This window comes from Comamonas sp. MYb21 (genome assembly GCF_037479395.1).
Taxonomy (GTDB): domain Bacteria; phylum Pseudomonadota; class Gammaproteobacteria; order Burkholderiales; family Burkholderiaceae_C; genus Comamonas.
Map to the genome: position 1 here is coordinate 331,842 of NZ_JBBGZC010000004.1, position 21,010 is coordinate 352,851.

Consider the following 21,010-nt stretch of genomic DNA (forward strand, 5'->3'; position numbering starts at 1 on the left):
AGGCCGTAGCTTCCCCTTTATTTATGTAATTTTTATAGCACAGCAGCCGCATGCAGCGCTGGCACTATGCTTTGTCAGCGCTCAAGGCTGCTGAGCATCCAGCCACTGCTGCACCTGCTGGGCAATGCGGTCCAGCGGGGTATCGGCATCCACGGTCAGCACCTGGGGCTCATCGCGCGGGTCTTCCAAGGTGGCAAACTGGTTGGCCACCAACTCGGGCGAGAAAAAATGCCCCGCACGCTGCTGCACCCGCGCCAGCGCCGTGTCGTAGCTGAGATCCAGAAACACAAAGCCGAGCCGGCTTTGGGAGGCGCGCAACAGCTCGCGGTACTGGCGCTTGAGCGCCGAGCAGGTCAGCACCACCCCCTGGCCATCATTCGCTTCGGCCAGCAACTGCGCCAGGCGTTGCAGCCAGCCAGCGCGGTCGGCATCGGTCAGTGCAATGCCCGCCTGCATCTTGGCCACACTTTCGGCCGCATGGTAGCTGTCGCCTTCGACCAGGCGCCAACCCAGGTGCAGCGCAATGGCTTCACCGGCGCTGGATTTGCCGCATCCCGACACCCCCATCACCACCAACGCTACAGGACGCCGACGCGAAGAATCACTAGAGGACATGGTCATTGGGTTAGCGCTATCCAATACAGGTAAAAAATAAGCGCTGCCCTTAGACAACGTAGTTTGAGCAAGCCGATTCAAACCATCAGTCTTGTTCTCGCCACGCCTGCAGGCACCGCCTTCCTTCCCAAGCATGTTGGGATAGCGCTATCATACCGGATATTGCTTGCTGAACCGACCGGAGATGCGCTTGCCCCTGCCCCCTTCCCCGCCTTTGCCCGCGCCGGCTGCCGAGCCCAACAGCCGCCGCTCGCGTGCCAGCGGGCGTGTCACCTTGCAGGATGTGGCCGATGCCGCAGGGGTCAGCCCCATGACGGTATCCCGCGCGCTGCGCGGCGAGCGCCGGGTGGCCGCTGCGCTGGCCGACAAGGTGCGCGAGGTGGCTTTGCGCCTGGGCTATGTGCCCGACCCGGCCGCGCGTGCGCTGGCCTCGCAGAAAAGCAACCAGGTACTGGTCATCGTGCCGCTGCTCAGCAACACCTTGTTTGTCGACCTGATCGAAGCGGCCCACAAGGTGCTGTTTGCCGCCGGCTACCACCTGCTCATTGGGGTGTCGCACTACAGCGCAGCCGAGGAAGAGCAGCTGCTGCGCGCCTACCTGCCGATGCGGCCTGCGGGTCTGATGCTGACTGGTTATGAGCGCAGCGCCGGCAGCGCCCAGCTGCTGGCAGCCAGTGGCACAGCCTGCGTGCATTTGATGGAGCTGCATCCCGACAGCGCAGCGGCCCGGCTGCACAGCGTGGGCTTTTCGCAGCTGGATGCCGGGGCGGCGATGACGGAACACCTGCTGGCCCAGGGCTACCGCCGTATCGCCTTTTGCGGCGCCCAGCTCGATGCCCGCGTCATGCAGCGCCTGCAGGGCTACCGCCAGGCCTTGCAGCAGGCGGGCCTGGCCGATCCGGGTCTGGAGATTCTGAGCCCCGAGCGCTCGTCACTGGCCCTAGGCGCGCAGCTGCTCGATCAGGTGCTGCAGCTCGGCGGTGGCGTGGATGCCGTATTTTTCTGCAACGATGACCTGGCCCAGGGCGCGCTGCTGGCCGCCAACCGCCTGGGCCTGGCCGTGCCCACACAAATCGCAATTGCCGGTTTCAACGACCTGCCCGGCAGCGCGCAGATGGTGCCGCCGCTAACCACCATCCACACACCCCGTAGCGCCATTGGCGCCGAGGCCGCCACCATGCTGCTGCAGCTGCTGCAAGACCAGCCGGTGGCACAGAACCGGCTGGATCTGGGCTACCACCTGGTGCGGCGCGCCAGCACCTAAGGGCTTAAACCTCTACCACTCGCCCAGAGCCCAGCTGCTGGCGACTGCAAAATACTCGCGCAGCCAGACGTTGAACCGGGTCAGCAGCGGTGTCGGCGCTGCCACGCCAATGGGCTGGCTAAAGCCCTGGCTGCGGGCAATCTGCAGCGCGCGCCAGAGGTGAAAATCACTGCTGACAATCGCAATGGGCTGCGCCAGATCCACCCCGCGCTGCTGCAGCATCGGGCCGGTCCATTCCAGGTTCAGCACGGTGCTGGTACTGCGCTCTTCGACCACCATCGTGGCGGGGTCCAGCCCGTGGCTCTGCGCCAGGTAGCGCGCCATGATGGCGCCCTCGCTCTCGTCCTGCCCAAAGTCCACCCCACCGGTCACTGCCAGCACCGCCTGGGGCTGCAAGGCCACGAGCTGCGCAGCGGTATCGAGCCGCATCGCCAGCGCCGGGCGCGGCTTGCCGTCTTGCGTTCCGCTGCCCAGCACCACAATCGCGGCCACCTGCGGCGTGGTCGCGGGCATCTGCCCCAGGCCGGCAATGCGCTGCCAGAGCCAGCCCACGCTGGCGACCCACAAGGCCAGACCCAGCCAGGCGGCACGCCACACAGCGCGGCGCCAAGGCGCTGCGGCGCGCCAGGCCTGCACCACCGGCCAGCGCCAAACCAGATAGCCTCCCGCCAGGCCCAGCCCTACCGGCACCAGCACCCCCAGGTGCAAGTGCCCGGCCGCCAAGGGCACGGTACCCAGCCCCAGCAGCACCAGCGCGGCCAAGGCCAACAAAGCTCGTTGCATTCCCATCCTCTCGTACACGCTTCGCTCCTGCACAAAAAAACCCGCTGCGGGGCAGCGGGTCTGCGACATCGCCAAGCAGTCAGATCATTCAAATTCCAGAATGATATCGTCCACCGCCAGCGAATTGCCCTTGGCAGCGCTCACCTTGCTGACCACGCCGTCTTGCGTGGCAAACAGGATGTTCTCCATCTTCATCGCTTCGATGACGGCCAGCTTCTCGCCCGCCTGCACCTTCTGGCCGGGCTGCACCGCCACATCGACCAGCAGACCGGGCATGGGCGAGAGCAGGAACTTGGACAGATCCGGTGGTGCCTTATAGGGCATCAGCTGGTAGAGCTCGGCGCCGCGCTGTGACAGCACCAGGATATCGCGCTGCGTGCCATTGTGGATCACGCGCAAGGCCAGCGGGTTCTTGGCCGTGCCGCGTTCGATCTGTGCGGTAAAGGGCTGGCCGTTGCAAGTGCCGTGGGTGACGACATCGCGCAGCACCGCTTCACTGCTGAACTGGTAGATCTTGTCACCAATGCTGACCTTGCAGACGCGGGCTTCGTCGTCAAAATCGGTCACCTCGGCCGAGACAAAGCTGTGCTGGCCTTCCGCGCCCAGCACCACCGCCGTGTAGCTGTGGCCCACGCGCAGCTGGTGGCCCAGCATCTGGCCGCTGATGGTGGATGCACGCGCGCGGTAGCGGCGGTTGCGGAACATCGCCAGTGCCACCAGAAAATCCGTGTCCTCATGGGGCACATCCTCTGCATGGAAGCCATGGCCATAGTGCTCGGCGATAAAGCCGGTGTTGAACTGGCCGGAGACAAATTGAGGGTGGGCCAGCAGCGCTGCCTGGAAAGGAATATTCGAGCTGATGCCGCGGATCGCAAAACCGTTGAGCGCCTCGCGCATCTTGGCAATCGCCTCGTTGCGGTCCTTGCCATGCACGATCAGCTTGGCAATCATCGAGTCGTAGAACATGGGGATCTCGCCGCCCTCGTACACACCGGTATCAACGCGCACACCCTGCAAATGGGCGGTGTCGGCCTGCCACATGGTCTGCTTGGGCGGCTCAAAGCGCACCAGGCGGCCGGTGGATGGCAGAAAATTGCGGAACGGGTCTTCGGCATTGATGCGGCATTCAATGGCCCAGCCATCGCGCTTCACATCAGCCTGGCTGAAGGACAGCTTCTCGCCCGCGGCCACGCGGATCATCTGCTCGACCAGATCGAGGCCGGTGATGCACTCGGTCACCGGGTGCTCGACCTGCAGGCGGGTGTTCATTTCCAGAAAGTAGAAGTCCTGGTCCTTGCCGACGACAAACTCCACCGTGCCGGCGCTCTGGTACTGCACGGCCTTGGCCAGCGCCACGGCCTGCTCGCCCATGGCCTTGCGCGTGGCATCGCTGATGAAGGGCGATGGCGCCTCTTCGATCACCTTCTGGTGGCGGCGCTGGATCGAGCATTCGCGCTCGTTGAGGTAGACCACATTGCCGTGGCTGTCGCCCAGGATCTGGATCTCGATATGGCGCGGCTCCTGCACGAACTTTTCGATAAAGATCCGGTCATCGCCAAAGCTGTTGCGTGCCTCGTTCTGGCAGGCGGTAAAGCCCTCGAGCGCCTCCTTGTCGTTGTAGGCCACGCGCAGGCCCTTGCCGCCGCCACCGGCCGATGCCTTGATCATCACCGGGTAGCCAATGCCCTGGGCAATGCCAACCGCTTTTTCCGCGTTCTCGATGGCATCGTTGTAGCCGGGGATGGTGTTCACCTTGGCTTCGTTCGCGAGCTTCTTGGAGGCGATCTTGTCGCCCATCGCAGCAATCGAATGCGCCTTGGGGCCGATAAAGGCAATGCCCTCATCTTCGCAGCGCTTGGCAAAGGCCTCGTTCTCCGACAGGAAACCATAGCCCGGATGGATGGCCTGCGCGCCGGTCTTGCGCGCCGCATCGATGATGCGGTCGGCCAGCAGGTAGGACTCGCGGCTGGGGGCTGCACCAATATGCACGGCCTCATCGGCCAGCTTCACATGGCGCGCTTCCTTGTCCGCATCGGAGTAGACCGCAACGGTCTGGATGCCCATGGTTCGGGCCGTGGCGATCACGCGGCATGCAATCTCGCCGCGATTGGCAATCAGGATTTTGCTGAACATGGTTGTCGTCTCTTGGTTGAATCTTTCGGTTGGCCACCATGCTGCCGTGCTTACGGCAGCGCCTTGTCATGCGCCCATTGCCCGCCGGGCATGAGCAAATAGTCTTCGCAATCGATCTCGCTGCAGCGCACACTGCCCAGCAATTGCAGCATCACCTGGTCCTGCGTGCGCACATCGGTCGAGCGCCCCTGCACTTTCACCGCCAGCAGGCGGCTGTCCTTGCCCCAGCGGGCAATCTCAGGGCCTTCGACCACGGCTGCCGTGCTGTCCCAGCCTTCGCGGTGCGCGGTGCGCACCGTTGCCAGCCGGCGCGAGAGGGTGCGCTCGGGCCGCACGCCCACCAGCACCACCTGGCCGCGCAAGCCCGCCAGGTTTTTGTCCAAGGTCGGCAGGTCCACCACGCGCCGGGCCTGGTACTGGCGCACCATCGCCTGCAGCCGCTGGGCATTGGCGCTGTATTCGCGCTGCTGCTCGGGCTGGCCGGCATTGTGCTGCTGCTGCGCCGCTGCGTTGTTGCTGTACTGCTGGAACAGCAGCTCGCGCCCCTGCAGCGAGGCCGTGGCCCGCACCACCGGCGCGGGCAGATGGCCGTCGGCATCGGCCGCCAGCTCAAAGCCCTGGTAGAGCATCAGCCGCACCAGGTTCTGCGCCGCAGCCGGGCAGGCACGCTGCCAATGCTGCAAGGCCGCCTGCAGCCATTGCCGCGCCACCTGCTCGGAGCCCAGTGGTGAATGGATGTCCACCAGCACATGCAGCGCCATCGGTGCGCAGGCATCGGCCGGCGTATTGCCATCCAATGCCGCTTGCACCCAGAGGCGCCCGCCCTTGCCTTCGCTGTCGGCCAAGGGGCCCAGATCGAGCAGCACCTGGCTGTCGGCCAAGGGCCTGGCAGCGCGCACGGCCGGGCGGCTGAGGAAAATGCCCCGGTCAAAGCGGCCCTGCCAGACAATGGGCGCCGCCCCAGCATCGCTGCGCGGCAGCCACTGCGCCCGGCCCTCGCCCTGGGCCAGGCCGTTTTCACAGCCACCCTGGTACGAGAACACGTATTGCCAGGACTGGGCCAGCGGCGCACCGCTGCGGGCGACGCAGCTGCTGCCCGGCGCTGCCGGCATGCCCGGCTGGGTTTGCGCGCCAGCAGCCACCCCCATGCAGGCCATGGCTGCGCACAGCAGGCGCTGCGCCAGCCAGCGCTGCGCCAGCAGGTGCTGCGCCCGCCGTCTTGCGGCCATGCGAAGTGGGACAAAGGTGGAGCGCATCCAGGCCTGCAGCGTTTAGAGCGGAATATTGCCGTGCTTGCGCCAGGGGTTCTCAAGCTGCTTGTTCTTGAGCATCTCCAGGCTGCGGCAGATGCGCTTGCGCGTCTCGTGCGGCAGGATCACATCGTCGATAAAGCCCCGCGCGCCAGCAACAAAGGGGTTGGCAAAACGGGTCTTGTATTCGGCCTCGCGCTTGGAGAGCTTGTCCGGGTCGTTCTTGTCTTCGCGGAAGATGATCTCGACAGCGCCCTTGGCGCCCATCACCGCGATTTCTGCCTGCGGCCAGGCCAGGTTCACATCGCCGCGCAGGTGCTTGGAAGCCATCACGTCATAGGCACCGCCGTAGGCCTTGCGGGTGATGACGGTGATTTTTGGCACCGTGCATTCCGCGTACGCATAGAGCAGCTTGGCGCCATGCTTGATGATGCCGCCGTACTCCTGGCTGGTGCCGGGCATGAAACCGGGCACATCGACAAAGGTGACCACGGGGATGTTGAAGGCATCGCAAAAGCGCACAAAGCGGGCGGCCTTGATGGAGCTCTTGATATCCAGGCACCCGGCCAGCACCAGCGGCTGGTTGGCCACAATGCCGACGGTCTGGCCGGCCATGCGCGCAAAGCCGATCAGGATGTTCTTCGCGTACTCGGGCTGCAGTTCAAAGAAATCGCCGTCATCCACGGTCTTGATGATCAGCTCCTTCATGTCGTAGGGCTTGTTCGGGTTCTCGGGCACCAGGGTGTCGAGCGACATATCAGCGCGGCTGACCGGGTCGGTGGTCGCACGCACCGGCGCCTTTTCGCGGTTGTTGAGCGGCAGGTAGTTGTAGAGGCGGCGCAGCATCATCAGCGCCTCGACATCGTTGTCAAAGGCCATGTCGGCCACGCCACTCTTGCTGGTGTGGGTGACGGCGCCGCCCAGCTCTTCGGCCGTGACCTGCTCATGGGTCACGGTCTTGACCACCTCAGGGCCGGTGACGAACATGTAGCTCGAATCCTTGACCATGAAGATAAAGTCGGTCATCGCCGGCGAATAGACCGCGCCACCGGCGCAAGGGCCCATGATCATCGAGATCTGCGGCACCACGCCCGAGGCCAGCACATTCTTCTGGAACACATCGGCGTAGCCGCCCAGCGACGCCACGCCTTCCTGGATACGGGCGCCGCCCGAATCGTTGAGGCCGATGACCGGTGCGCCCACCTTCATCGCCTGGTCCATCACCTTGCAGATCTTCTCGGCATGGGTCTCGGACAGCGCGCCGCCGAACACGGTGAAATCCTGGCTGAAGACAAAGACCAGGCGGCCATTGATCATGCCGTAACCGGTAACCACACCGTCGCCCGGGATCTTGGTCTCTTCCATGCCAAAGTCGGTGCAGCGGTGCTCGACAAACATGTCCCACTCTTCGAAGGTGCCGTCGTCGAGCAGCAGCTCGATGCGCTCGCGCGCCGTGAGCTTGCCCTTCTTGTGCTGCGCATCGATGCGCTTTTGCCCGCCGCCCAGGCGGGCGAGTTCACGCTTTTTCTCCAGTTGTTCCAAGATATCTTGCATGTTCCATCCTTGAAGCTTGCTAGGTTGTCTCTCTGTCTTGATCGGGGCTCGCCGCCCGGCTCAATCCGCTTTGTGAATCATCGCCGCACTGCTTTGCGCCTGCAGCAGGTTTCTGGCCGCTGTCGATGCCGCCAACTGGCCCGAAGCGACTTGCTGCTGCACAGCAGGCAGCATATCGCGCACGGCAGGGTGGCTGCGAAACGCCAGCTTGAGCCCATGGTCAATGCGCTCCCACATCCAGGCGAGCGACTGCTTCTCGCGCCGCTGTGCCAGGCAGCCGTTGCTGGTCTGCATCTGCCGGTAGCTGCTGACCGCGTCCCAAAAGGCCTCCACGCCATGGCCCAGCAGCGCGCTGATCTGTATCACCCGGGGCTGCCAGAGCGCGCCGCGCGCTGCATGGTCATGGCTGCCATGCATGCCCAGCAGGCGCAGGCTGGAGGTGATCTGCGCCTGCGCACGGGTGGCCGCATTCGGGTCGATGTCGGCCTTGTTGATGACCACCAGGTCAGCCAGCTCCATCACGCCTTTTTTGATGGCCTGCAGGTCATCGCCGGCATTGGGCAGCTGCAGCACGCAGAACATATCGGTCATGCCATGCACCGCTATCTCGCTCTGGCCCACGCCGACGGTCTCGACCATCACCACGTCGTAGCCCGCCGCTTCGCAGACCAGCACCGCCTCGCGCGTCTTCTCAGCCACACCGCCCAGGGTGCCGCTCGACGGGCTGGGCCGGATATAGGCTTCGCTGCGCATCGACAGCTGCTCCATGCGTGTCTTGTCGCCCAGGATGGAGCCGCCCGACACGGTGGACGACGGGTCAATCGCCAGCACCGCCACGCGCAAGCCCTTGCCGATCAAATACAGGCCCAGGGTTTCAATAAAGGTGGACTTGCCCACGCCGGGCACACCGCTGATGCCGAGGCGAAAAGACTTGCCGGTATGCGGCAGCAGCGCCGTCAGCAGCGCATCGCCCAGCGCGCGGTGGTCGGCGCGGGTCGACTCCAGCAAGGTGATGGCCTTGGCCATCGCGCGCCGCTGCAGAGCAGGGTTGTCCCCTTGCGTAATGGCGGCAACGCGCTCGGCAACATCGCTACTCATGCCGCCGCCTTGTCAAAACACTGCCGCAGCGCCCCTGCCACAGGGGCGCTTGCCGTCATCATTTGTATCGCCAACTCCATATCCACTACCTCTACGCCGGGGTCCACTGGTACAACAGGTCAATCGGATCGCCGCCCGTCTGCACAAAGCCATGGCGCTCATAAAACCGGATCGCATCGCTCTGGTTCAGCACCTCCAGCCATACCGCCCGGCCTTCGCGGCGCGCCTGGTTCTGCACCTGCTGCATGGCCCAGTCGCCAATGCGGCGGTTGTGCCAGGCCGGCAGCAGATAGAGATGCTGGAGCTTGAGCGGGCCATCTTCATAGGGCACTACCGTCAGCAGCCCGACGCGCTGCGGGCCTGCGCCTTCGTCCACACAGATATGCCGCATGTACTGCGGCGCAAACTGGCGTTCAAAACGCTTGCGGGCATGGTCCAGGTTGAAGATGCCCAGCCGCTCCAGGCTCGGGCGCATCGCGGCCACGCGCAGCGCAAACAGCGCTTCAAAATCACTGTCGGCAACCGGGGCAAAGGAGAGATTCATGCTTTCTCCAAGCCTTTCTTCATCTTTTGGTGTAGCAAGTAGCCACCATAACCCAGTGCAACCCACACGCCCAGCCCGACGACAACCTGGCCCCAAGCTGGCAAAGTGAGCACCCGGTACAACAAGTACAGATACAGAATGCCAAGGACAGGCTCCACGAACATCATGACAAGAGCCTTCACATAGTCTTGCCAGAAAGGCGCTTGTTTGCCCTTGCCCATACCGATTTAGACAGCAACCGCTTTCTTGATCTGCTCGAGCACATCCTTGGCGCTGGCCGGGATCGGGGTGCCCGGGCCATAGACGCCTTTGACGCCTGCGTTGTAGAGGTAGTCGTAATCCTGCGCCGGGATCACGCCGCCGACAAAGACGATGATGTCGTCGGCGCCCTGCTTTTTGAGCTCTTCGATGATGGCGGGCACCAAGGTCTTGTGGCCGGCGGCCAGGGTGGAGACACCGACGGCATGCACATCGTTCTCGATGGCTTGGCGCGCGCATTCCTCGGGGGTCTGAAAGAGCGGTCCCATGTCCACGTCATAGCCCAGGTCGGCAAAGGCGGTCGCCACCACCTTGGCGCCCCGGTCATGGCCGTCCTGGCCGAGCTTGGCAATCATCACGCGCGGACGCCGGCCTTGGGCTTCGGCAAAGGCTGCGATCTCGTCCTTGAGCTTGTCCCAGCCTTCGGCCGAGTCATAGGCGGCGGCGTAGACACCGGTCACCTTTTGCGTATCGGCGCGGTGGCGGCCAAAGGATTTCTCCAGCGCATCAGAGACTTCGCCGACGGTGGCACGCAGCCGCACCGCCTGGATGGCCAGGTCCAGCAGGTTGCCCTCGCCCGACTCGGCAGCGGCGCTGAGCGCCTGCAGGGCCTTGCCCACGGCAGCGGCATCGCGCGTGGCCTTGATCTGGTTCAAGCGCGCAATCTGGCTGTCGCGCACCTTGACGTTGTCCACTTCGAGGATGTCGACCGGGTCTTCCTTGGCCAGCTTGTACTTGTTGACGCCGACAATCACTTCCTTGCCCGAGTCGATGCGCGCCTGCTTCTCCGCCGCAGCCGCCTCGATCTTGAGCTTGGCCCAGCCGCTGTCCACGGCCTGGGTCATGCCGCCCATCGCGTCGACCTCTTCGATGATCTTCCAGGCGGCATCGGCCATGTCCTGGGTCAGCTTTTCCATCATGTAGCTGCCGGCCCAGGGGTCGATCACATTAGTGATATGGGTCTCTTCCTGGATGATGAGCTGGGTGTTGCGCGCAATGCGGGCGCTGAACTCGGTGGGCAGCGCGATCGCTTCGTCCAGCGCATTGGTGTGCAGCGATTGCGTGCCACCAAACACGGCCGCCATGGCCTCGATGGTGGTGCGCACCACATTGTTGTAGGGGTCCTGCTCGGTCAGGCTCCAGCCACTGGTCTGGCTGTGGGTGCGCAGCATCAGGCTCTTGGGGTTCTTGGCCTCAAAGCCGGTCATGATGCGGCACCACAGCAGGCGGGCGGCACGCATCTTGGCGATTTCCAGGTAGAAGTTCATGCCCACCGCCCAGAAAAAGGACAGGCGCCCGGCAAAGGCGTCCACATCCATGCCCTTGGCGATGGCGGTTTTCACATATTCCTTGCCGTCGGCCAGGGTGAAGGCCAGCTCCAGCGCCTGGTTGGCGCCGGCTTCCTGCATGTGGTAGCCGCTGATCGAGATCGAGTTGAACTTGGGCATGTTCTGGCTCGTGTACTCGATGATGTCGCCGATGATGCGCATGCTCGGCTTGGGCGGGTAGATGTAGGTGTTGCGCACCATGAACTCTTTGAGAATGTCGTTCTGGATCGTGCCCGAGAGCTGGTCCTGCGCCACGCCCTGCTCTTCGGCGGCCACCACATAGCCGGCCAGCACCGGCAGCACCGCGCCATTCATCGTCATCGATACGGAAACCTTGTCCAGCGGAATGCTGTTGAAGAGGACCTTCATGTCTTCGACCGAGTCGATTGCCACACCGGCCTTGCCGACGTCACCGGTCACGCGCGGGTGGTCGCTGTCATAGCCCCGGTGCGTGGCCAGGTCAAACGCGACCGACACGCCTTGACCGCCCGCGGCCAGCGCCTTGCGGTAGAAGGCATTGGATTCTTCGGCGGTCGAAAAACCGGCGTACTGGCGAATGGTCCAGGGCCGCACCGCGTACATCGTGGCCTGCGGGCCGCGCAGGTACGGTGCAAAACCCGGCAAGGTATCGGCAAACGGCAGGTCAGCGGTATCGGCGGCGGTATAGAGGGGCTTGACCGTGATTCCATCGGGCGTCAGCCAATCGAGGCTGCCGACATCGCCCCCGGGGGCGGATTTGCTGGCGGCCTTGTCCCAGGCGGCGCGGTCGGCCTTGGGAAACTCGGATGCAGTGTTGTGCTTCGCGGAATCAGTCATGTCTCAAGCTCGGGATACGTTATAGACAGTGCATATTGGCCTACCCACGGCCGCCAGGCAAGTGTACATTATTCATAATTATGAATGCAGAATTTTGAATTTCAGTCGCCTTCTGTACAATGGCGCCACCGATGAGCCTTCCCACTTTTGCGCCGCGTGCGCTGTACCAGGACGTTGCCGAGCTACTGCGGCAACGTATTTTTGCGCACCAACTGCCCCCTGGCAGCTGGATCGATGAGTTGAAGATTGCCGAAGAAATAGGCATCAGCCGCACGCCTTTGCGCGAGGCCTTGAAGGTGCTGGCCACCGAGGGCCTGGTCACGATGAAGCTGCGCCGTGGCGCCTATGTGACTGAGGTGTCGCAAAAAGACCTGCTCCAGGTCTACCACCTGCTGGCCTTGCTCGAGAGCGATGCCTCCGCCGAGCTGGCCAGCAAAGCCAGCGCCGAACAGATTGCCGAGCTACAAGGCCTGCATGACGCGCTGGAAGCCGCTGTCGATGAGCGCGATGCCTTTTTTATTGCCAATGAGCGCTTTCATATGCGCGTGCTGGAGATGCTGGACAACAAATGGCTCAGCCAGATGGTGGCCGACCTGCGCAAGGTGATGAAGCTCAACCGCCACAACTCCCTGTTCAAATCCGGCCGCATCGAGGAATCGCTGCAGGAGCACCGCGCGCTGATGCGGGCGCTGGCCGCGCAGGACAGCAGCGCGGCACGCGCCTGCGTCATGCTGCACTTCAAGAACGGCTTGGCAGCTGCGTCCTAGTCTTGATAACGCAGCGCTGCCCTGGCTGCCTCAGCCCTTGAGAAAATGCGCAGCGCCCTGTGCTGCCCGCACGCCGCTCGACAAGGCCGCCGTCAGCAGATAGCCGCCCGTCGGCGCTTCCCAGTCCAGCATTTCCCCCGCGCAAAACAGCCCGGGCCGGGCATGGCACATCAGGTCATGCGAGAGCGCAGTAAAGGCCACGCCACCCGCAGTGCTGATGGCCTCATCGATGGGGCGCGTCGCGACCACGGTGATGGGCGCGGCCTTGATGGTGCGGGCCAGCAGCTCGGCATTCTGCATGCCCTCCTTGCCCAGCACTTCAAACAGCAACGCAGCCTTGATGCCATCCAGACTTAGCCGGCTCTTGAGGTGGCTGGCCAGGCTGCGCGAGCCGCGCGGGTGGCGCACTTCGGCCAGCACGCGCTCGGCGCTGTGGTCAGGCAGCAGATCAACAAGGAAGGTGGCGCTGCCCTGGGCCGTGATGGCATCGCGCAGCAGCGCAGACACGGCATAGACCAGGCTGCCTTCGACGCCGCTGTCCGTCGCGACAAACTCGCCACGGCGTGCAAAGCCCGCCTCGCTGCCGTCATCAAAACGGATCGCCACTGATTTGAAAGGCTGGCCGGCAAACTTGCTGGCGAAAAACGGCGACCAGCCGGGTGCCGTCTCGCCATCGGCGGCCGGCAGCATGCGCACATCAAAGCCGCAGTTGGCCGGTGCAAGCGGGGCAGTATCCACCCCCACCTGCGCAAGCAGCGGCACCCAGGCGCCGTCCGAGCCCAGCCGCGCCCAGCTGCCGCCGCCCAGCGCCAACACGGTGGCACGCGCTTGCACGGCGGTCTCGCCATCGGGGGCGGCAAAGCGCAGTGCGCCGGCCGCGTCCCAGCCCAGCCAGCGGTGGCGCATGGCAAAACGCACGCCAGCGGCCCGCATGGCCACCAGCCAGGCGCGCAACAAGGGAGCGGCCTTCATGTCCTTGGGAAACACCCGGCCCGAGGTGCCAACAAAGGTCTCGACGCCCAGATCCTGGGCCCAGGCCTGCACCTCCGCCGCGCCAAAATACTGCAGCCAGGACGCGACGACGGCCTGTTGGCGCCCGTAGCGCCCGACAAACGGCGCCATCGGCTCGGAATGGGTCAGGTTGAGGCCGCCGCGCCCAGCGAGCAAAAACTTGCGCCCTACCGAAGGCATCGCGTCATAGACCGTCACCTGCAAACCGGCCTGCGCCAGGCGATGTGCTGCCATCAGACCAGCCGGGCCGCCGCCAATGACTGCGACATCCACTGTGGCAGGCGAAGAAGAGGAGTGGCTGGGCAAGGTCATGGCAAAAACAAAGCAAAAGAGAACAAGGGGGCGAACCATACACCAAGTCCGGCCCCTGGCAGACAAGGATGGCTACTTTTCGCCAACTGCTGATGCAGCGCATACCCGCAACAGCACATCGGAAGGCGGCCTCTAGTACCATTCCGCTATGGATCGTCCCGTCATTTCCCTGGTTGACCTGCGTCGTTATGACGCCAGTCTGGCCATGCCCACGCCAGCCGGTGCCTCGTTGTCGCACGGCGGTGCGGTGCGTGACCAGCGCCAACGGCCGCTGCGGGATCTGCGCATCAGCGTGACGGACCGCTGCAACTTCCGCTGCAGCTACTGCATGCCCAAGGATGTGTTCGACAAGGACCACCAGTACCTGCCGCACCGCGATTTGCTCAGTTTTGAGGAAATCACCCGCACCGCGCGCCTGTTTGCCCAGCTGGGCGTCGGCAAGCTGCGCATCACCGGTGGCGAGCCGCTGCTGCGCAAGAACCTGGAAGCGCTGATCGCCCAGCTGGCTGAGCTCGAGACGCTCAACGGCACGCCGATGGACCTGACCTTGACGACCAATGGCTCCATTCTGGCACGCAAGGCACGTGCCCTCAAAGACGCCGGGCTCAAGCGCCTGACGGTCAGCCTCGACAGCCTGAGCGACCCGCTGTTCCGCCAGATGAACGACATGGATTTCCCGGTCGCCACCGTGCTGGAAGGCATTGAGACTGCGCAGGCCGTGGGCTTTAGCAATATCAAGGTGAATATGGTCGTCAAGCGCGGCGTCAATGACCATGAGGTCGTCGCGATGGCCCGGCACTTTCGCGGCAGCGGCGTGACCCTGCGCTTTATCGAATTCATGGATGTGGGCGCCACCAACGGCTGGCGGCTCGAAGAGGTGCTGCCCTCGGACGCCGTACTGGAGCGCCTGCAGTCCGCCTTTGCGCTCACCCCGCTGTCAGCGACTGCGCCTGGGGAGACTGCCGTGCGCTGGGGCTATGTCGGCGCCAACGGCCAGCATGACCCAAGCCTCGGCGAGATTGGCCTGATCAGCAGTGTCACCCACGCCTTTTGCCAGGACTGCAACCGCGCGCGGCTCTCGACCGAAGGCAAGCTGTTCCTGTGCCTGTTTGCCAGCGAAGGCTGGGACCTGCGTGCGATGCTGCGCAATGGCGCCAGCGACAGCGATTTGCGCGAGGCCATTGCCCAGGTCTGGGGCCAGCGCAGCGACAACTACAGCGAGCAGCGCAGCCAGCACCCGGAGATCGCGCTGCAGCGCCAGCGGGTCGAGATGAGCTATATCGGCGGCTGATAAAGGCCTTGCCCGCTTCTGATGGCTGCCACAATCAGAGGGTCTGAAACCCTGCTGCCTTTGCCGACCATGCCCTCTTCCGCACCCGCCATTCACCCTGAACATATCACCGGCCTGGTACTGGCGGGCGGCCAGGGCACGCGCATGGGCGGTGTTGACAAAGGCCTGCAACTGCTGGGCGGCCAGGCGCTGGCATGGCACTGCGCCCAAAGGCTGCAGCCGCAGGTGGGGCCAGTGCTCATCAATGCCAATCGCCATCTGGATGCCTACCGCGCGCTGGGCTACCCGGTGGTGGCAGATCTAAGCTTGCCGGACACCGAAGACTATGCGGGCCCGCTGGCAGGTTTTGCCGCCGGCTTGGCGGCCTGCCAAACGCCCTGGCTGTTGACGGTGGCCTGCGATACGCCGCACTTCCCGCAAGACCTGGCCCAGCGCCTGGCGCAGGCAGCGGCCGCTCAGGACTGCCCCATTGCAATGGCCTGCACCCCGCCTGAGGAGCCCGGCAGTGATCGCCCGGTTTTGCAGCCTACCTTCTGCCTGATCCATGCCGGCCTGGCGGATAGCGTGCGGCAATTTGTGGCCAGCGGCGGGCGCAAACTGCGGCAGTGGGCAGCGCAGCATGGCCATTGCCTGGTGGAGTTTGACGATGCCCAGGCCTTTTACAACGCCAATACGCCCGACGAGCTGGCCCGGCTGCAGGACATGACACCGCCGCACAAGTGACTGGCGCTGACGGACGCGGGCTGAGCCGGTGCTATAACGGATCAGATCAGCATTCCCACCTTGGAGCCGCCTTTTGACCTACTCGGCACAGCACCTCAGCCAGGAGCCCCAGCGCTCCGACATCGATACCCAGCCCGGTTTGACTGTTCTGGAATTTGGCACACCCTGGTGCCCGCATTGCCTGGGCGCACAAGGCCTCATCGAGCAGGCGCTGGGCCCGCGCGCCGATATCCAACATCTGAAAGTAGAAGATGGCCCTGGCAAGCCCTTGGGCCGCAGCTACCGCATCAAGCTATGGCCGACCCTGGTGATGCTGCGCGATGGCCAGGAAGTGGCCCGTGTGGTGCGACCGACCGATGCGGCCAGCATCAACACTGCGCTAGCAGCGCTGCAAACGCCATAAGTTGAAATTTATTGAAGCTGGCTCGGCGCATCCATGCCGGGCCTGCCATGCCTGCCTAGACCGGCGTGACCGAAAACGCCGTGCTGGGCGCCGTGGGGTCTTCGGGCGATACGCCAAAGTACATCACACCCACGCCATGCAATTGCACCGACTCGCGTCGCACGGCAGTGGCGGGGTTGGCACCAAAGCTCACCCAGGTGCCATAGCGGCTTAGATCGGTGTAGATCACATTGCCGCTGCGCCAGTCGATACGGCCATGCTGGCGGGAGACGCGCCGGTCCAGCACCACCCATTCCGAGTCCGATGAGCGGCCGACAAAAATCGGCATCTCCTGGGTGCTGAAAAAGCGCTCCACCCCGCCCGATGCCAGCCGCAGCCGCATCTGCACCACGGCCTCGGGCTTCATCGGTAAGACAGAGTCGTACGCGGTCACCACTTCCTGGGCTTCGGGCTCGATCCACTGCACCTGGTAGAGCATTTGCTGCTCGGCCTTGCCGCGCACATCCATCCAGCCCATGGGCACAAACACGGTATCGGCGCGGGCGCCAGACTCCATCGTCGAGGCGGCGGCCCAGACCTCGCGGTGACCGGCCTTTTCGCACAGGCGCGCTGCCATGTTGACCGAGTCGCCATAGCAGTCGCCCTCCATCAGCACGACTTCACCGGTGCTCATGCCCACACGTACATGGAATTTTTGCGAGGCAGGCAGGGAGTCCCACTGCCCGTAATGGCGGCGCATCAGCATGGTCATGGCGCTCACGGCCAGGGCGCTGCTGTTGAAGATGGCCAGCACACCATCGCCCAGGGTCTTGATCACCCGCCCCCCCGCCTGCACGACGACTTGCTTGAAAGCATCCGTCATGCCCGCGACTGCTCGCGCAGCACGCTCATTGCCCAAGGTTTCGAACAATGCGGTACTGCCCGAGATATCGATGAATACCACGGTGGCGACAGTTGTCATGGATTTTCTTGTTAGGGCTGGGGTCGCCTCCTCCCCAGGAGCAACGCCAGCCTATGCATCAATAGCGACCATGCATATTACACTGCAAACCAGGGCCTGCGACCAGTCCTGACGCCGTCGTCGAACTTACGAATTGTTTAGATTCCAACAGACAGGCGCAAACCCCTGGCTTTTCACAAGCCCGCGCCCAGGGCGCATGGTATATGGCTGGGCGGGCCTGGCACCCAGGCGCAGCCCGCGCTTTGCGTTATTGATGGCCCCAATAAATCAGTGCATCCCGGCCTTCGACACTCAGCGATACCTGGGCGCCTACCGGCAGCAGCACCTTGGTGGGCACATGGCCAAAAGGCAGGTTGGTAAAGACAGGGGCCTCGATCTGCGTGCGCAGCCACTGCACCACACTGGCCAGCTTGAAGCCCTTGTCATGCGCGTTCAGCTGGTAGTCGCTGAACTGGCCAAACACCACGGCCTTTTGCTGGGCCAGCACGCCCGCGTGCAGCAAGCTGGTCAGCATGCGCTCGATCTTGTAGGGCGTCTCGCCCACATCCTCGATGAACAGCACGCCGCCCTTGACCTTGGGCAGGTAAGGCGTGCCCACCAGTGAGGCAATCATCGCCAGGTTGCCGCCCCAGAGCGTGGCCTTGGGGATGTAGACATCGTCCGAGGCCGAAGCGCCCGTCACCGTGCCGGCCTTCTCAGGTGCCAGGCGCCAGCCCGCACCTTCGCCCGCGCCGCTCAGCAGGTCTTCAAAGCAGTCCTGCATGATGTCGTCCACGCCGTCTTCGGCGCCAAAATCGCCCACCAGTGCCGGGCCGGCCCAGGTCATGGCACGGGTCTTGGCATACAGCGCCAGCTGGAGGGCGGTGAAATCGCTCAGGCCGACAAAGCGTGTGCCCGAGGCCACGGCCTTGGCGATCTGTTCATAGTCCAGGCGGTGCAACAGGCGCGAGAGCCCATAGCCGCCCCGGCTGATCATCGCCACATCCGCACCACTGGCGCAGGCGCGGGCGATCGCTGCCAGGCGCGTGTCGTCGTCACCGGCAAAGCGGGTGCTGGATGCGAGCGCATCCTGGTCCACCTCGACCTGGTGGCCCATGGCCTCCAGGCGCTTGACCGCGCGTTTGAACGCCTTTTTATCGCGCACGGCGCCCGAGGGCGAATACACATAAATATGCTTGGGGCCGTGGGCATGGTGGTGCTGGCAGTGCGCGTGGTCGCAGTGACCATGGTCGTGGTCATGGGAGTGGTCGTGCTGGTGCATGGCGGCGAACAGAGGTAGAGAAAGGCAGGCACAAAGCCGCCCGATAAGAAGGGCGGTGCCCGGTTCTGCGCGCAAAACCGGCACCTTCGGTGTTGGGCGGCATTATGCGGCCAAGCGCCTTAGCTGCAGGCCACACGGGGACTAAGGCCATGGGCCAGGCAGGGGCTGGGGGGGCCTTGCCCACGCCCGTCAACCCAGCGCCTGCGGGCGCACCTGGATCAGGCTGAAGACGCCCTGCACGCCAATGGCACCGTTGGCCAGCGCCACCGCCCGGTCCAGCAAAGGCCTGGACGATACCGTGCCGCGCAAGGTGACCATCGCGTGCGAGGTCTCCACCTGCAGCGCAGCGAGCTCATCGCTTTGCGAGGCGGCCAGTGCATCGCTGACCTGCGAGGTGATCGCATCATCGTCGGCGCGCCGGCGGTTGGCCTGCGCTGCGCGCTCCACCGCCTGGCTCGCCCGCTGGCCCGAGGCATCGAGCGTCTGCCCCAGCCCTTCGCTCCAGCGCCAGGCCTGCTGCAAGGCCCCACCTTGCCAAAGCGCGGCGGCGGCGGCGCCCAGAGCCGCGAGCACCAAGGCCCAGGCAGCAATCTTTTTGACAGTGGAGGAGCGGCGGATCAAGTGCATGGGAAGCGGGCGCCAAGGCAGACACAAAGGCAGGCACAGGAAAGGGGCTGGAGCCGGTCAGCATGGCGCTGGCCGTGCCAGCCATTGTGACGGCAGCCAGGCCGCGTGCCAAGGCTTTGCGACAAGCGGCAGCAAGCTATACCGGCAAGACACGCAGCCTTGGCAATTCTTCACAGATGGGACTGGGCACTGCGGCTGCAGTCGCCCTTGCGCAAGCGCCCGGCTGCAAGCGCGCGTCGATGCGGCGACAATGCTGCCATGCAGCCCTCCCTGATTTACCGAATTTTTCCCTTCCTGCGCTGGCCCAAGCCGACCAAAGAACTCTTGCGGGGTGAATTCATGGCGGGGATGACGGTGGGGCTGATGCTGGTGCCCCAGGGCGTGGCCTATGCGCACCTGGCCGGCATGCCGCTGATCACCGGCATCTATGCCTCGATCATTCCCGCGGCCGTGGCCATTCTCTTTAGCCCCTCTCCACGGCTGGGCGTCGGGCCCACGGCACTGAGCGCCTTGCTCATTGGCGCCTCGCTCACCGGCATGGCCGAGCCCGGCTCGGCCCAGTGGGTCATTCTGGCCGCCTGGATGGCCATCATGGCGGGCCTCGTGCAGCTGAGCCTGGGCCTGGTGCGCGCCGGCTGGCTGCTGAATCTGGTGACCTCCCCGGTGCTGGCTGGCTTCACCCAGGCCGCTGCGCTGCTGATTCTGGCCTCGCAGCTGCCCAGTTTGCTGGGCATGCGCAGCGACTGGGCCACGGTCTGGGACAACCCCTCGCTGGGGCTCTTTGACTGGCGCTCCATCCTGCTGGGGCTGGCGAGCATTGCCATCCTGGTCGTGGGCAAAAAGTGGCGTCCCGCCTTTCCCTCCGCGGTGTTTGTCATCGGCTGCACCGGCCTTATCAGCTGGGCCACCGATTTTGCCGACAAGGGCGGCGCCGTGGTCGGCCACCTGCCCACGGGCTTGCCGCAGCTGGTCTGGCCGGGCATGCTGGACTGGTCGCAGTTTGGCCTGCTCGTCATGCCGGTGCTGGTGATCTCGCTGGTCAGTGCGCTGGAGACGGCTTCGAGCGCCCAGGTGGAACACCAACAGGCAGGCACGCGCTGGGACAGCAGCCAGGAGCTGGTGGCCCAAGGCCTGTCCAAGATGAGCGCCGGCCTGTTTGGCAGCTTTGCCACCAGTGCCTCGTTCTCGCGCTCGGCCGTCAACCTGCTGGCCGGCGCCAAGACCGGTTACTCCAATATCTTCTCGATCCTGCTGGTCGTCGCCGTGGTGCTGTGGTTCATCCCCGCGCTCTACCATGTGCCGCAGGCGGCACTGGCCGCCATTGTGATGACGGCCGTGGCCAACCTCGTCAAGCCGCGCGCCCTGCTCTATTTGTTCAAGATCTCCCGCATCGAAGGCTGCATTGCGGTGGCCACCTTTGGCATCACCTTGCTGACGGCGCCGCGCATCTACTGGGGCGTGCTCTCGGGCATCTTGCTGAGCTCCTGCTACTTTCTCTACAACCGCCTGCATCCCCGCATTGTCGAAGTTGGCCTGCACCCCGATGGCAGCCTGCGCGACCGCCATCTGTGGCAGCTGCCCCCCTTGGCCCCGGATCTGCTGGCCCTGCGCATGGATTCCGAGCTCGACTTTGCCTCGGCCGCTGCGCTGGAAGAGCGCGCTGCCAATGTCTGGGCCCAGCATGGGCACTACCGGCAGCTCGCCCTGCTGGCCCAGCCGATGAACCAGATCGACATCACCGGTGTCGAGGCCTTTGTGCGGCTCGAGCGCATGGCCGCCAAGCGCGGCGGCATGCTGCATATCGTCGGCATGAAGCTGCCCGTCGAAGCCCGGCTCAAGCGCGCCGGCCTCTTGCAGGACAACCCGCATCTGCGCATGTACCGCACCGATGCCGAGTTTTTGCAGGCGATGAGCCGCGCGCACAGCGATGACGGCATCGAGTATTCAATCTAGCGATCGGGCGCTGTCGCAAGGGCCTGACCGGCGGCGCGTGCTTCCCTGGCTAAAATAG

19 protein-coding genes are annotated in these 21,010 nt (G+C 64.4%); 6 read left to right on the forward strand and 13 right to left on the reverse strand.

The window, feature by feature from the left end:
* Positions 1 to 81 precede the first annotated feature (81 nt).
* Entirely contained in the window at positions 82 to 615 is a 534-nt protein-coding gene (locus tag WH367_RS08185; protein WP_339518184.1) for a gluconokinase, read from the reverse strand.
* Positions 616 to 799: 184 nt separating this feature from the next.
* Between WH367_RS08185 and WH367_RS08190 the strand changes: the two genes are divergently transcribed.
* Positions 800 to 1,879 (forward strand): LacI family DNA-binding transcriptional regulator, encoded by a 1,080-nt coding sequence (locus WH367_RS08190; protein WP_445228088.1) that lies wholly within the window; start codon positions 800 to 802, stop codon positions 1,877 to 1,879.
* A 12-nt stretch (positions 1,880 to 1,891) separates the two neighbouring features.
* On the opposite strand, the gene WH367_RS08195 is transcribed toward WH367_RS08190, so the two are convergent.
* The 8 genes from WH367_RS08195 to scpA form a co-directional block, all read right to left on the reverse strand.
* The gene (locus WH367_RS08195; RefSeq protein ID WP_339535375.1) at positions 1,892 to 2,662 is read right to left on the reverse strand and encodes a YdcF family protein; all 771 of its coding nucleotides are present in this window, start codon (positions 2,660 to 2,662) and stop codon (positions 1,892 to 1,894) included.
* Positions 2,663 to 2,746: 84 nt separating this feature from the next.
* Positions 2,747 to 4,795: an acetyl/propionyl/methylcrotonyl-CoA carboxylase subunit alpha gene (locus WH367_RS08200; protein ID WP_339535377.1), complete on the reverse strand. Its 2,049-nt coding sequence runs from the start codon at positions 4,793 to 4,795 to the stop codon at positions 2,747 to 2,749.
* Between the two features lie 50 nt (positions 4,796 to 4,845).
* On the reverse strand, positions 4,846 to 6,051 hold the full coding sequence (locus WH367_RS08205) for a hypothetical protein (RefSeq protein ID WP_339535379.1): 1,206 nt from the start codon (positions 6,049 to 6,051) through the stop codon (positions 4,846 to 4,848).
* Positions 6,052 to 6,066: 15 nt separating this feature from the next.
* Complete coding sequence (locus WH367_RS08210; protein ID WP_021026063.1) at positions 6,067 to 7,599, reverse strand: acyl-CoA carboxylase subunit beta; 1,533 nt, start codon at positions 7,597 to 7,599, stop codon at positions 6,067 to 6,069.
* Between the two features lie 60 nt (positions 7,600 to 7,659).
* The gene (gene meaB / locus WH367_RS08215) at positions 7,660 to 8,697 is read right to left on the reverse strand and encodes a methylmalonyl Co-A mutase-associated GTPase MeaB (protein ID WP_339535381.1); all 1,038 of its coding nucleotides are present in this window, start codon (positions 8,695 to 8,697) and stop codon (positions 7,660 to 7,662) included.
* A 91-nt stretch (positions 8,698 to 8,788) separates the two neighbouring features.
* Positions 8,789 to 9,241 carry a GNAT family N-acetyltransferase gene (locus tag WH367_RS08220; RefSeq protein WP_339535383.1) on the reverse strand — a complete coding sequence of 151 codons (453 nt, stop codon included), beginning with the start codon at positions 9,239 to 9,241 and terminating at the stop codon, positions 8,789 to 8,791.
* Entirely contained in the window at positions 9,238 to 9,462 is a 225-nt protein-coding gene (locus WH367_RS08225; RefSeq protein WP_021026059.1) for a hypothetical protein, read from the reverse strand. Before WH367_RS08225 ends, WH367_RS08220 begins: the two co-directional genes overlap by 4 nt.
* 6 nt (positions 9,463 to 9,468) lie before the next feature.
* Positions 9,469 to 11,643: a methylmalonyl-CoA mutase gene (scpA, locus tag WH367_RS08230; RefSeq protein ID WP_339535386.1), complete on the reverse strand. Its 2,175-nt coding sequence runs from the start codon at positions 11,641 to 11,643 to the stop codon at positions 9,469 to 9,471.
* 131 nt (positions 11,644 to 11,774) lie between these two features.
* Here scpA and WH367_RS08235 point away from each other — a divergent pair, with 131 nt between their 5' ends.
* Positions 11,775 to 12,410 carry a GntR family transcriptional regulator gene (locus WH367_RS08235; RefSeq protein WP_339535388.1) on the forward strand — a complete coding sequence of 212 codons (636 nt, stop codon included), beginning with the start codon at positions 11,775 to 11,777 and terminating at the stop codon, positions 12,408 to 12,410.
* Positions 12,411 to 12,440: 30 nt separating this feature from the next.
* Here the strand turns inward: WH367_RS08235 and WH367_RS08240 are convergent, their stop codons facing one another.
* Entirely contained in the window at positions 12,441 to 13,733 is a 1,293-nt protein-coding gene (locus WH367_RS08240) for a TIGR03862 family flavoprotein (RefSeq protein ID WP_339518199.1), read from the reverse strand.
* A gap of 205 nt (positions 13,734 to 13,938) precedes the next feature.
* Here WH367_RS08240 and moaA point away from each other — a divergent pair, with 205 nt between their 5' ends.
* The 3 genes from moaA (at position 13,939) to WH367_RS08255 (ending at position 16,150) form a co-directional block, all read left to right on the forward strand.
* Positions 13,939 to 15,024 (forward strand): GTP 3',8-cyclase MoaA, encoded by a 1,086-nt coding sequence (gene moaA, locus WH367_RS08245; protein WP_445228092.1) that lies wholly within the window; start codon positions 13,939 to 13,941, stop codon positions 15,022 to 15,024.
* A gap of 69 nt (positions 15,025 to 15,093) precedes the next feature.
* The gene (gene mobA, locus WH367_RS08250; RefSeq protein ID WP_339535392.1) at positions 15,094 to 15,747 is read left to right on the forward strand and encodes a molybdenum cofactor guanylyltransferase MobA; all 654 of its coding nucleotides are present in this window, start codon (positions 15,094 to 15,096) and stop codon (positions 15,745 to 15,747) included.
* Between the two features lie 73 nt (positions 15,748 to 15,820).
* On the forward strand, positions 15,821 to 16,150 hold the full coding sequence (locus WH367_RS08255; protein ID WP_133856107.1) for a thioredoxin family protein: 330 nt from the start codon (positions 15,821 to 15,823) through the stop codon (positions 16,148 to 16,150).
* A gap of 55 nt (positions 16,151 to 16,205) precedes the next feature.
* On the opposite strand, the gene WH367_RS08260 is transcribed toward WH367_RS08255, so the two are convergent.
* From WH367_RS08260 to WH367_RS08270, 3 genes are all read right to left on the reverse strand, one after another.
* A complete protein-coding gene (locus tag WH367_RS08260; protein ID WP_021026052.1) occupies positions 16,206 to 17,111 on the reverse strand; it encodes an adenylate/guanylate cyclase domain-containing protein in 906 nt (301 codons plus the stop codon).
* 247 nt (positions 17,112 to 17,358) lie between these two features.
* The gene (locus WH367_RS08265) at positions 17,359 to 18,372 is read right to left on the reverse strand and encodes an LD-carboxypeptidase (RefSeq protein WP_339535394.1); all 1,014 of its coding nucleotides are present in this window, start codon (positions 18,370 to 18,372) and stop codon (positions 17,359 to 17,361) included.
* Positions 18,373 to 18,561: 189 nt separating this feature from the next.
* Positions 18,562 to 18,999 carry a BON domain-containing protein gene (locus tag WH367_RS08270; RefSeq protein ID WP_339535396.1) on the reverse strand — a complete coding sequence of 146 codons (438 nt, stop codon included), beginning with the start codon at positions 18,997 to 18,999 and terminating at the stop codon, positions 18,562 to 18,564.
* Between the two features lie 258 nt (positions 19,000 to 19,257).
* Here WH367_RS08270 and WH367_RS08275 point away from each other — a divergent pair, with 258 nt between their 5' ends.
* Complete coding sequence (locus WH367_RS08275) at positions 19,258 to 20,952, forward strand: SulP family inorganic anion transporter (RefSeq protein ID WP_339535397.1); 1,695 nt, start codon at positions 19,258 to 19,260, stop codon at positions 20,950 to 20,952.
* The last annotated feature ends 58 nt before the right edge of the window (positions 20,953 to 21,010 follow it).